Origin of the sequence: Agrobacterium sp. LR_9 (genome assembly GCF_041954855.1) — a bacterium.
GTDB lineage: Bacteria > Pseudomonadota > Alphaproteobacteria > Rhizobiales > Rhizobiaceae > Agrobacterium > Agrobacterium leguminum.
Genome location: NZ_JAVAYA010000024.1, coordinates 56,333 through 68,266, shown reverse-complemented (window position 1 = coordinate 68,266; position 11,934 = coordinate 56,333). Strand labels below are relative to the sequence as shown.

At 60.1% G+C, this 11,934-nt stretch carries 10 protein-coding genes; 5 read left to right on the top strand and 5 right to left on the bottom strand.

The window, feature by feature from the left end; all coding sequences use genetic code 11:
• Positions 1-145: 145 nt before the first annotated feature.
• On the bottom strand, positions 146-871 hold the full coding sequence (gene hutC, locus RAC79_RS21635) for a histidine utilization repressor (RefSeq protein ID WP_142845599.1): 726 nt from the start codon (positions 869-871) through the stop codon (positions 146-148).
• A 51-nt stretch (positions 872-922) separates the two neighbouring features.
• Positions 923-2,269: a formimidoylglutamate deiminase gene (locus RAC79_RS21630; RefSeq protein WP_142845598.1), complete on the bottom strand. Its 1,347-nt coding sequence runs from the start codon at positions 2,267-2,269 to the stop codon at positions 923-925.
• A 114-nt stretch (positions 2,270-2,383) separates the two neighbouring features.
• Between RAC79_RS21630 and hutI the strand changes: the two genes are divergently transcribed.
• The 5 genes from hutI to RAC79_RS21605 all read left to right on the top strand — a co-directional run bounded on the left by hutI (position 2,384) and on the right by RAC79_RS21605 (position 8,533).
• Positions 2,384-3,643 carry an imidazolonepropionase gene (hutI, locus tag RAC79_RS21625; RefSeq protein WP_142845597.1) on the top strand — a complete coding sequence of 420 codons (1,260 nt, stop codon included), beginning with the start codon at positions 2,384-2,386 and terminating at the stop codon, positions 3,641-3,643.
• Positions 3,640-5,184 carry a histidine ammonia-lyase gene (gene hutH / locus RAC79_RS21620; protein ID WP_142845596.1) on the top strand — a complete coding sequence of 515 codons (1,545 nt, stop codon included), beginning with the start codon at positions 3,640-3,642 and terminating at the stop codon, positions 5,182-5,184. The genes hutI and hutH overlap by 4 nt, the downstream gene beginning before the upstream one ends.
• A 228-nt stretch (positions 5,185-5,412) precedes the next feature.
• Positions 5,413-6,216 (top strand): N-formylglutamate deformylase, encoded by an 804-nt coding sequence (gene hutG / locus RAC79_RS21615; protein ID WP_142845594.1) that lies wholly within the window; start codon positions 5,413-5,415, stop codon positions 6,214-6,216.
• Between the two features lie 11 nt (positions 6,217-6,227).
• Positions 6,228-7,901: a urocanate hydratase gene (hutU, locus tag RAC79_RS21610; protein WP_142845593.1), complete on the top strand. Its 1,674-nt coding sequence runs from the start codon at positions 6,228-6,230 to the stop codon at positions 7,899-7,901.
• A gap of 62 nt (positions 7,902-7,963) precedes the next feature.
• Complete coding sequence (locus RAC79_RS21605; protein WP_142845592.1) at positions 7,964-8,533, top strand: HutD family protein; 570 nt, start codon at positions 7,964-7,966, stop codon at positions 8,531-8,533.
• A gap of 58 nt (positions 8,534-8,591) precedes the next feature.
• On the opposite strand, the gene RAC79_RS21600 is transcribed toward RAC79_RS21605, so the two are convergent.
• The 3 genes from RAC79_RS21600 to RAC79_RS21590 all read right to left on the bottom strand — a co-directional run bounded on the left by RAC79_RS21600 (position 8,592) and on the right by RAC79_RS21590 (position 11,657).
• Entirely contained in the window at positions 8,592-10,070 is a 1,479-nt protein-coding gene (locus RAC79_RS21600) for a M81 family metallopeptidase (protein ID WP_174040137.1), read from the bottom strand.
• A gap of 71 nt (positions 10,071-10,141) precedes the next feature.
• Positions 10,142-11,230, bottom strand: a complete 1,089-nt coding sequence (locus RAC79_RS21595; RefSeq protein WP_174040136.1) for a D-TA family PLP-dependent enzyme — start codon at positions 11,228-11,230, stop codon at positions 10,142-10,144.
• Between the two features lie 31 nt (positions 11,231-11,261).
• Positions 11,262-11,657 carry a RidA family protein gene (locus RAC79_RS21590; protein ID WP_065656677.1) on the bottom strand — a complete coding sequence of 132 codons (396 nt, stop codon included), beginning with the start codon at positions 11,655-11,657 and terminating at the stop codon, positions 11,262-11,264.
• Between the last annotated feature and the right edge of the window lie 277 nt (positions 11,658-11,934).

The following is an 11,934-nucleotide window of genomic DNA, read 5'->3' as shown; positions in this document are numbered from 1 at the left end:
GCCTGATTGTAAAAGGGAATTTGAAAATTATCATATAAATTAACGACTTTTAACGGTTTTCCCGTCGGTGTCCGTCAAGCTTGATGGGCCGTCACCTATATAGGGTCTCCATATCGCAATAACAGGGGCCGAGGCCTTGTAGATATCAGTCGGAAGACGGGCTGAAGCGGGCGACCAGCGCATGCGCATTGCCGGGATAGGTGAAGCGTACATAGGTGACAGCGCCCGAATTGCTCCAGGTACGGCGCTCCACGACAAGACACGCCTGCCTGTCAGAAATACCCAGCAGGCGTGCGATCTCCTTCGACGGTGTTTCGGCGCTGATCCGATGTTCGGCAGTGCTCCAGGGAACATGGCCGAGCAGCCAAGGGCCCGGCGCAATTTCGGTGAAGTCGGTTTCAGCCGCTTCCGGCACGGCCGCCAGATTGATGAGGCGCTGTTCGACACAGAATTCGCGTGCACCGGCGAAATGGATGCAGAGGATGTCGAGCAAGGGCGTTCCGACGGACACATCGAGCCGCTCACGATCCGCGCTTTTCGCGCTACGCCTTTCGCGCTCCAGGATTTTGAAGCCATAGTCGAGGCCAAGGGATTCGACCTCGGCCCCGATATCGTGAATTTGGAGAACGGCGGACTGGATCTGCGGCTGGCGAACGAAACTGCCGGATTTCTTGCGGCGCTCGATCAAACCGGCCTTGGCAAGCTGGCCCATGACCTTGTTCACGGTCATGCGCGAACAGTGATATTGATCGGCGAGGTCGACCTCGAAAGGCAACCGGTGGCCCGGCGGCCATTCTCCCGAAACGATCCGGCCCTCGATCTCAGTGAGGATACGCTGGTGCAGGGTCTGCCCGGCTGATGCTTTCGTCACGTCCGCAATGCCTTTCCCCGCTGGCTTTTTCCTGTTTCCGCCGAGCCCATATCAGCTATCGAGAAGTTCAGCCATGACCTTGTTGAAACGATCGGATATTTCGCGGCGATGGATATGCCGGCCGGCCTGCACGCGCTTTTTGCCGCGCACCCAAACGGAATCGACAGAAACGCCGCCCGCGAATATCCACTGATCGAGAATCTGGGATATCGGAAGATAAGAAACGGCCGAAACATCAAGAGCGACGAAATCGGCGCTTTTTCCACTTTCCAGACCGTTTCGCGACGCCAGAGCCCTGCCGCCGCCTTCGAGCGCCTGCCGGAAGAGTTTTTCTCCCGTGGAATGGCCGGCATCGGCGATGACATTGCGCGCGCGATGCGAGAGGCGTTGCGAATATTCGAGCGTTCGCAATTCTTCCGGCACGGAAATCAGAATGTTGGAATCGGATCCGACACCATAATGGCCGTTTTCAGCGAGAAACGCCGGAGCCGGGAAGATGCCGTCGCCGAGATTGGCTTCGGTGATCGGGCAGAGACCGGCAACAGCACCGCTTTTTGCCATGTCTCGCGTTTCGGTTTCCGTCATGTGCGTCGCATGGATAAGGCACCAGCGGCCATCGACCGGCGCGTTTTCAAGCAGCCATTCCACCGGCCTCGCACCGGAAAAGGCGAGCGAATCTTCCACTTCTTTCGTCTGTTCCGCCACATGAATATGGATCGGCCCGCCTTTTGCCAGCGGCTCGATGGCTGCCAGCTCGTCGCGGGTCACCGCACGCAGGCTATGCGGCGCTATGCCGAGCGTGGCGCCCGGCAGCCTGTCCACCACGGCCTGCGCGCCCTGCATCAGCTTTCCGTAACTGTCGAGCGAATGGATGAAGCGCTTCTGTCCGTCGATCGGCGCCTGGCCGCCGAAACCGGAATGGGCATAAAAGACCGGCAGCAATGTGAGGCCGATGCCCGTCTGCGAGGCGGCCGCGCCGATACGTTCAGCCATTTCGGCGATATTGCCGTAATGCGAGCCATCCCTGTCATTATGCAGATAGTGAAATTCTCCGACCCGCCCGAAACCGGCCTCGAGCATTTCCATATAAAGCTGGGCGGCAACCGCCTCGACATGGTCAGGCGTCATGGAGAGCGCGAATTTATACATGACGGTGCGCCAGCTCCAGAAACTGTCATCGCCGGGACCACGGATTTCGGCAAGCCCGGCCATGACCCGCTGAAAGGCGTGGCTGTGAAGATTTGGCATGGCCGGGACGATGACGGCATGTCGCTCATCCTGCGGCTGCGGCGAAACACCGGTTTCCACGGATAAAATAGCACCTTCGTCGCAGACGATGCGAACATCCTTCGCCCATCCATCCACTAGAAGCGCTGCGCCTGCGTGAACTGCCGTCATGCCACCCTCTCCTTTGCTTCTGTCCGGCAAGGCCATTTCAAACACGAAATTGCAGCTTGCCAAGCCGATTATTATGTATATACATTTACCTCACAAAGGAAAGGCGAAAAGCAAATGCCAGGGAACAAATCTGCAAACGGAACGGCGACGGGGAACGCCACGGCTTTGTGGCGCAACGCCCGGCTGGCAACCTTCAATCCCGCCATGGAAGGGATCGGCACCGTCGAAAACGCCGTCATTGCCGTGCGTAACGGCCGCATCGCCTTTGCCGGCCCTGAAAGCGATCTGCCCGCCGATCTGGCAACGGCCGATGAGACCAATGATTGCGGCGGCCGCTGGATCACCCCTGCCCTGATCGACTGCCACACCCATCTCGTCTTCGGCGGCAACCGCGCCATGGAATTCGAGATGCGGCTGAATGGGGCGACCTATGAAGAGATCGCCAAAGCGGGCGGCGGCATTGTTTCTTCGGTGCGCGACACGCGCGCGCTTTCGGAGGATGCTCTGGTGGCGCAGGCTCTCCCGCGCCTCGAGACGCTTCTTTCCGAAGGCGTTTCCACTGTCGAAATCAAATCCGGTTACGGTCTCGACATTGAAACCGAGCTGAAAATGCTGCGCGTCGCCCGCAGGCTCGAGACATTGCGGCCGGTGCGCATCGTCACCAGCTATCTCGCCGCGCATGCGACACCTGCAGACTATAAGGGGCGCAACGCCGATTATATTGGCGATGTCGTTCTGCCTGGGCTGGAAAAAGCCCATGCGGAAGGACTGGCGGATGCGGTTGACGGTTTTTGCGAAGGCATCGCCTTTTCCGTCGAGGAGATCGACCGGGTTTTCAAGGCTGCAAAACAATATGGCCTTCCGGTCAAACTGCATGCCGAGCAGCTTTCCAACCTTGGCGGTTCCGAGCTTGCGGCATCCTATAACGCGCTTTCGGCCGATCATCTGGAATATCTTGATGAGGCCGGCGCGAAGGCGCTGGCGAAAGCGGGAACCGTGGCCGTGCTTCTTCCCGGCGCCTTCTACGCGCTCAGGGAAAAACAATTGCCGCCGGTGCAGGCCCTGCGCGATGCCGGGGCCGACATTGCGCTGGCAACGGACTGCAACCCCGGCACATCGCCGCTCACCTCCCTGCTGCTGACCATGAATATGGGCGCAACGCTTTTCCGCATGACCGTGGAAGAGTGCTTGACCGCGACGACACGCAACGCGGCAAAGGCGCTCGGCCTGCTTACGGAAACCGGCACGCTGGAGGCTGGAAAATCCGCTGATTTCGCCATCTGGGACATCGAGCGTCCGGCAGAACTTGTCTACCGCATCGGTTTCAATCCGCTCCACGCCCGCATTTTCAAGGGACAGAAGGTTCTCCCATGACCATGAAGACCATCACGCTTCACCCCGGCAATGTCACCTTAGCCGATCTCGCCGAGATATATTGGGAGAACGGCAGCGCCAAACTCGACCGCAGCTTTGATGCAGGCATTGAAAAGGCGGCGGCCCGCATTGCGGAGATCGCTGCCGGCAATGCGCCGGTCTATGGCATCAATACCGGTTTCGGCAAACTCGCTTCCATCAAGATCGACGCGGCCGATGTGGCGACGTTGCAGCGCAATCTCATCCTGTCGCACTGCTGCGGGGTCGGCGCGCCGCTTCCTGAAAATGTCGTGCGGCTGATCATGGCGCTGAAGCTGGTTTCGCTCGGTCGCGGCGCATCCGGCGTGCGGCTGCAACTTGTGCGGCTGATCGAAGCCATGCTGGAGAAGGGCGTCATCCCCGTCATTCCCGAAAAGGGTTCGGTTGGGGCTTCCGGCGATCTTGCGCCGCTTGCCCATATGGCGGCGGTGATGATGGGCGAAGGCGAGGCCTTTTATGCGGGCGCGCTTCTGCCAGCGGGCGAAGCGCTTGCGAAAGCCGGACTGACCCCGGTGGTGCTTGCCGCCAAGGAAGGGCTGGCGCTGATCAACGGCACGCAGACTTCGACGGCGCTGGCGCTTGCCGGTCTTTTCCGTGCCCATCGCGCAGCACAGGCGGCACTTATTACCGGTGCGCTTTCCACCGATGCCGCCATGGGCTCATCTGCACCTTTCCATCCCGATATTCACAGCCTGCGGGGTCATAAGGGCCAGATCGACGCGGGAGCGGCGCTTCGTAATCTGCTGGAGGGTTCGGAAATCCGCGTCAGCCATATCGAGGGCGATGAGCGGGTGCAGGATCCCTATTGCATTCGCTGCCAGCCGCAGGTGGATGGCGCCTGCCTCGATCTTCTGCGGCAGGTGGCCCGCACGCTGGAAATCGAAGCCAATGCCGTGACCGACAATCCGCTGGTGCTTTCAGACAATTCCGTCGTCTCCGGCGGCAATTTCCACGCCGAACCGGTGGCCTTTGCCGCCGACCAGACGGCGCTCGCCATTTGCGAGATCGGCGCAATCGCCCAGCGACGCGTGGCGCTGCTGGTCGATCCGGCCCTCTCCTATGGTCTGCCGGCCTTTCTTTCCAGGAAGCCCGGGCTGAATTCCGGCCTGATGATCGCCGAAGTCACCTCCGCCGCGCTGATGAGCGAGAACAAGCAGATGGCGCATCCGGCCTCGGTGGATTCCACACCGACCTCCGCCAATCAGGAAGACCATGTCTCCATGGCCTGCCATGGCGCGCGCCGCCTGTTGCCGATGACGGATAATCTTTTCGCCATTCTCGGCATCGAGGCGCTTTCGGCCGTGCAGGGCGTGGAGCTGCGTGGGCCGCTGAAAACCAGCCCCGAACTGCAAAAGGTGATTGCGGCATTGCGCGCGGCGGTGCCTTCGCTGGAGGAAGACCGCTATATGGCGCCGGACCTGAAGGCTGCGGCGGAATTGATTGCCTCCGGCGCGCTGGTCGCGGCAATTTCGGACGGCATTCTGCCGAAGCTGGAGGTTTGAGATGACATTCGTTTCACCCCCCGTCCTCGGATTACCTGCCTGCGCGCTGGGGTTACCCCCCTCTGCCCTGCCGGGCATCTCCCCCTCAAGGGGGGAGATCAGATGCCTCACGCGCTCGTTCCTAGGTATTATGGGGCAAGGTGTTATCCGCCTGCCGATCTCCCCCCTTGAGGGGGAGATGCCCGGCAGGGCAGAGGGGGGTAACCCCAGTGCGCAGGCAGGTGACCGATGAACACGCCTTTCTCTCTCCACCAAGGCACCTCGCCCATCATCCTCGGCCTGCCTCACACCGGCACGGATGTGCCGTCGGAGATTTGGGATCGCCTGAACGACAACGGCAAGATTCTCGCCGATACGGACTGGCATATCCATGAGCTCTATGCCGGCCTTCTCGAGAGCGCGACAACCGTAAGGGCGACCTTCCATCGTTATGTGATCGACGCCAACCGCGATCCGGCCGGGGTAAGCCTTTATCCGGGCCAGAACACAACCGGGCTTGTTCCGGAGACCGATTTCGACGGCGAGCCGATCTGGAATGAAGGACAGGAACCCGCAGCGGACGATATCGCCTATCGTCTGGAAAACTTCCACGCGCCCTATCACGCGGCCCTTGCGGCGGAAATCGAGCGGGTCAAATCCATCCACGGCATCGCGATTCTCTATGATTGCCATTCGATCCGTTCGCATATTCCCTTCCTGTTCGAAGGCAAGCTGCCGGATTTCAACATCGGCACGGATATGGGCAAGACCTGCGATCCGACCATCGAGAAGATCGCCGTTGAGGTGACCGCCGCAGCGGACGGGTACGACAGCGTTCTGAACGGTCGTTTCAAGGGCGGCTGGACGACGCGCCATTACGGAAAACCGCAGAGCGGCGTGCACGCCATTCAGATGGAGCTGGCGCAATCCACCCATCTTCAAAGCGAGACGCCGCCTTTTGCCTATGACACGGGCAAGGCTGAACGGCTTCGCTCCCATCTCAAAACCATTCTCACGCGCATGGAAAGATTTGCGCTCGACACGAAACGATAAGGGGAAAGCACATGAACAATCCACGCCACAATATTCGCGATGTCCGCTCGCCGCAGGGCACTGACCTCAATGCCAAAAGCTGGATGACGGAAGCGCCGCTGCGCATGCTGATGAACAATCTCGACCCTGACGTGGCCGAGCGTCCGCATGAGCTGGTGGTTTATGGCGGCATCGGCCGCGCCGCCCGCACCTGGGACGATTTCGACCGCATCGTCGCGACGCTGAAGGACCTGAACGAGGATGAAACCCTCATCGTGCAGTCCGGCAAGCCGGTCGGCGTGTTCCGCACCCATAAGGATGCGCCGCGCGTCCTGATCGCCAACTCCAACCTCGTGCCACACTGGGCGAACTGGGATCACTTCAACGAGCTGGATAAGAAGGGCCTTGCCATGTACGGCCAGATGACGGCCGGTTCGTGGATCTACATCGGTACGCAGGGCATCGTGCAGGGTACCTATGAAACCTTCGTCGAGGCCGGCCGCCAGCATTATGAAGGCAACCTGAAGGGCAAGTGGATCCTGACTGGCGGTCTCGGCGGCATGGGTGGCGCGCAGCCGCTCGCCGCCGTCATGGCCGGCGCCTGCTGCCTCGCCGTCGAATGCGATGAAACCCGCGTCGATTTCCGCCTGCGCACCCGTTATGTCGATGCGAAGGCGCATACGCTCGATGAGGCGCTGGCCCTGATCGACCAATGGACCAAGGCGGGCGAGGCGAAATCCGTCGGCCTGATCGGCAATGCTGCGGAAATCTTCCCGGAACTCGTCCGTCGCGGCGTTCGTCCCGATATCGTTACCGACCAGACCTCGGCGCACGATCCCGTCCATGGGTACCTTCCGGCCGGATGGACCGTTGCCGAATGGCGCGCCAAGCAGGAAAGCGACCCGAAAGCGGTTGCGGCTGCCGCCCGCGCCTCGATGAAGGTGCATGTGCAGGCTATGGTCGATTTCTGGAACGCCGGCGTTCCGACGCTCGATTACGGCAACAATATCCGCCAGGTCGCCAAGGATGAGGGCCTCGAAAACGCCTTCGCCTTTCCGGGCTTCGTGCCGGCCTATATCCGCCCGCTGTTTTGCCGCGGTATCGGCCCGTTCCGCTGGGCGGCCCTTTCCGGCGATCCGGAAGACATCTACAAGACCGACGCCAAGGTGAAGGAACTGCTGCCAGACAACAAGCACCTGCACAACTGGCTGGACATGGCGCGCGAGCGCATCGCGTTTCAGGGCCTGCCGGCGCGCATTTGCTGGGTCGGCCTTGGCGACCGCCACCGTCTCGGCCTCGCCTTCAACGAAATGGTCAAGAACGGTGAGCTGAAGGCGCCGATCGTCATCGGACGCGACCATCTGGATTCCGGCTCCGTCGCCTCGCCCAACCGCGAGACCGAGGCCATGAAGGATGGCTCGGACGCCGTTTCCGACTGGCCGCTCCTGAACGCGCTGCTCAACACCGCATCCGGCGCGACCTGGGTGTCGTTGCACCACGGCGGCGGCGTCGGCATGGGCTTCTCGCAGCATTCCGGCATGGTCATCTGCGCCGATGGCACCGACGATGCCGCTCGCCGGCTGGAGCGCGTGCTGTGGAATGACCCGGCAACCGGCGTCATGCGCCATGCCGATGCCGGTTACGACATCGCCGTGGAATGCGCCAAGGAACAGGGCCTGCGCCTGCCCGGCATTCTCGGCAATTGATCCTCTTTCGGCCGGAAAGAGAAACACCTTTTCCGGCCGATCCCTCTCAAAAGTGGAAAACCATGACCCTGCTGCGCGCAAGCGATTACAAGCGAATGCCCTGGAAAAACGGCGGCGGCGAGACGGTGGAAATCGCCATCTTTCCACCGACGTCTTCCGTCGAGAATTTCGACTGGCGCATCAGCATGGCGACGGTGGCGAGCGACGGGCCGTTTTCGATCTTCCCCGGCATAGACCGCACCCTCTCCATTCTTGAGGGAAACGGCATGGCGCTGGCAATTGCGGCGGGCGATCCGCTGCTGCTGACAATGGAAAGCCCACCCCTGCCCTTTCCCGCCGATGTTCCCGTGAATGCGACCCTGCCCGATGGCGCGATCACCGATCTGAACGTCATGACCCGCCGCTCGCGCTTTCGTCATGTCGTTAAAAGGCATTCCGGCCCGTTTTCGGGAAAAGCCGCCGGAAACACGACGCTTGTTCTGGCGCTCGACCCGCTGGCGGTTTTAACCGGTGAAGGCGAGAACCGATTGGGAAAGCTGGATGGTCTGCTGATCGAAGGCGGTTTACCGTTCACCGTCGAAGGAGATCGAAGCGAAAGCGCGTTTTTCCTGATCACCCTCGAGCGTCTCTGAAGCCTTCCGGAAAAGGCTTCACAAGTTCCGTCCGGATAATGCTCAAACCGCTTCCGCCTCAGTCCAGGCCCAGCGGATCGGCCACCCGTGGCCAAAGCTCAAGGCTCGCCTTGCGATAGGGCGTTTTCGCCGGATCTGTCGGATAAGACGTCGGGGCCGCGATATAAACGATCTCGGAGGCGACCGGCGCAAACCCCGCATGGAAATGGTTGGTCGACTTGACCAGCAGCACGTCTTTTTTCGCGAAATCGACGCCGAGGTTGGAAAAGATATCCGGCTCATAAGTTTGCGTGCGGCTGGTGATGAGGATGATATCGATCTGCGTACCGAGCGGCCGAACGACGGCGGCACGGCCGAGCGTGACGCGGCTGTTGCGGAAACTCTGCCAACCGGCCTCGGCCTTGCGCATCACCTTTATGCGGAAATCAAGCGGCTCGCCGCCTTGAGGGCTGGATTTGCCGCCTATGCGCAGATCGATCTCGGCCCCCTCGCCCGCCGCGTGACAGAAAGACACCGCAATCGGGTCCCAGATCGTCGCGACGGCAATATTGTCCATGCCGCGCTCCACCATGCGCCGCAGAATATGGGTCGCGTCACCGGCGACGCCGCCGCCCGGATTGTCCCAGATATCCGATACGACGACCGGCCTGTCCGGATTGTTGCTGCGAATGGCAAGAACCTGGTCGAGACCCGATTCCGTATCCAGCATCGGCATGGCGGTCAGTTTTCGCATGGCATAAAGCTCATGGCCGAGCTTTTCGGCCAGCGCATCGCCCTTTGCCCTGTCATTATCGGTCACGACAACGATGCGCGTTCCCATATCCGGCACATCGCCCGCCATAAAACCGTGAATGACGGAGATCGACAGGATGCCATCCCTGCCTTCCATCGCCTTCAGTCGGTCGACGTAAGAGCGCATCGGCTCGCGGCTGGTGGGATAAATGGTGATCATGCGGCAATCGAAAGTGGAGATGACCGGCTTGATCTCCCCCCGAAGCGTGCGCAGCGCCATTTCCACTACATGCTCGCCGCGCTCTTCGAAATCCGTATGTGGAAACTCCAGAAACGTCGCCATTATATCGAGATTTTTGACCCGAAGCGGCGTCAGATGGCTGTGCGGATCGAATTCCGCCGCAACCAGCACATCCGGTCCGACCAATGCGCGGACGCGCGACAGGAAATCCCCTTCCGGATCATCATAACCCTGTGCCACCATGGCGCCGTGCAGACCGAGCACCACCGCATCGATCGGCATTGCGGCGCTGAGTTCTGCGAGAATCGTATCCCGCAGCGTTTCATAGGTCTGGCGCTGGATGAGGCCCGCCGGTTCCGCCCAGCAGGAAGTTCCCTCTATTACCGTGAACCCTTCCGCCTTACCACGACGGCGCAAGATCGGCACTGGCGACGAGCAGAGCGTCGGCGTTTCGGGATGTTCCCCCGGCCCAGCATAAAAAGCCGCGCGAAAGGCGTCCATATCCGTCGGGACAGGTGAAAACGTGTTGGTTTCGGTGGCGAGTGACGCCGTGAAGATGCGCATGTCTCTAGATTCTCGTTACCGCAATCTGCCCTTCGGCAGCTTTATTTCAGGATTTAATTAGCCGGGTAATTTTACCAGACTGTACCGCGCGCCGCGACCTGCTCAACCCGTGTCACGACACCGTTTCGATGGAAAACCATCCTGTCGAAAAGATTGCTGACAACGCAGGTGTGGTTCGGAACGACCTTGACCACATCGCCGATTTCAGGCCGGCCCGAGGCGCAGCCGGATAGATCGACGACCGCATGTTCTTCCGAAAGCGAGATGATTTTCGCACCGTCATAGCCTTCGAGCAGCCCGTAATCGCTGAAACCCAGAAGATCCGAGGTCAGGGCCTTGGAGCCGCAATCCAGCACAGCCCGATCGGCTGTCGGTCGCGATACGACGGTGGCAAGAACATGCATGGCGAGATCGCCCGCCGTGCAATGTCCGGCGCGCAGCATGGCGCGATCATTATAGACATAGGTGCCGGCCCGATGTTCGGTGGCGGAAGGAACGAGATGGGCGGCGTAAAAATCCGGAGAACCGCCGCTGGATCGCACCGGGCAATCCATATCCTTTGCCGCCAGCAATGCCAGGGTCTCGCGAAGGAAGTTTTCCACCGTCGCGGCGCCTCCCGGTGCCGGATAGGTCAAAATGCCTTTGAATGTGAGGCCCGGTGCTGCAGCGATCTTTTCCGCAAGCGCCAGTGCCGCTTCCGGCGTCTGCACACCGCAGCGCTTGCCGCCCGTGTCGCATTCGACCAGTACGGCAAGCGGCCTTGTCGCATCGAATGTATCGGCAAGGCCGGCAATCGTGACCGCGCTATCGGCAACCACGCTCAACCGGCCGATGCGCGCATTCAGCGCCTTCAGCCGCGACAGCTTTGCTGCACCGAGAATATTATAGGTAATCAGAATGTCATCAAAACCGGCATCCGCAAAAACCTCCGCCTCACTGACTTTCTGGCAATTAATGCCGATGGCGCCGGCCTGAAGCTGCTGCTTTGCGACGGCGGGTATCTTGTGCGTCTTGATATGCGGCCGAAAGGCCTTGCCGTGATCATCCAGATAAGATTGCGCCTTGAGGATATTGGCTGCGAGCCTGTCCTCGTCGATGACAGGCATCGGCGTCGAAATCGCATTGAGGGGTGTGCCCGCATCAGGCCAGGGATAGGTCATCATCTACTCTCAAACATCGGCAAATTGGGCTTCAGGTCAGCGGCTTATAGGCGATAACGTCCATTTCCACCTTGGCATCGACCATCAACGGAGATTGCACGGTGGAGCGTGCGGGCGGATGATCGATGAAATATTTCTGGAAGACAGCGTTAAAGCTCGAAAAATCCCGGGCATCGTCCAGCCAGACATTGACCTTGACCACATCCGCAAGCGTACAATCGGCAAGCGCCAGAACATCCTTGATATTCGCAACCACCTGCTCGGTCTGCGCCACGATTCCGCCGGTCACGACCTCGCCATCGACGGTCGGCACCTGCCCGGAAACATAAACGAAATCGCCGGCCCGGACGGCCTTGGCAAATGGTCGCCGCTGTCCACCAGCCTGATTGTCCGCCGCCTCATATCGTATCAGTTTCGGCTTTTGCATAAGTCCTCGCAAATTATTTTCATAATTTCAGAAATTTTCGCGATTTGTAGCTGATTTCATGGCACATTTCCATAAGAGATGTAAATTATTTAGCAATCGGGCACATTACGAGCGAACTCCGCCGCCACGCTTTCTGCTGTTGATTACAGGGAAATATACGGCTTATGGTCGATATATGCCATGATTCAAGTAAGAACAGCGCGCTTATCTTGCGGTTCCCATCGGCATTCGCGCTGCGTTCCACTCGCCAATTGGGCATCCATGGAATTTCCAGCAC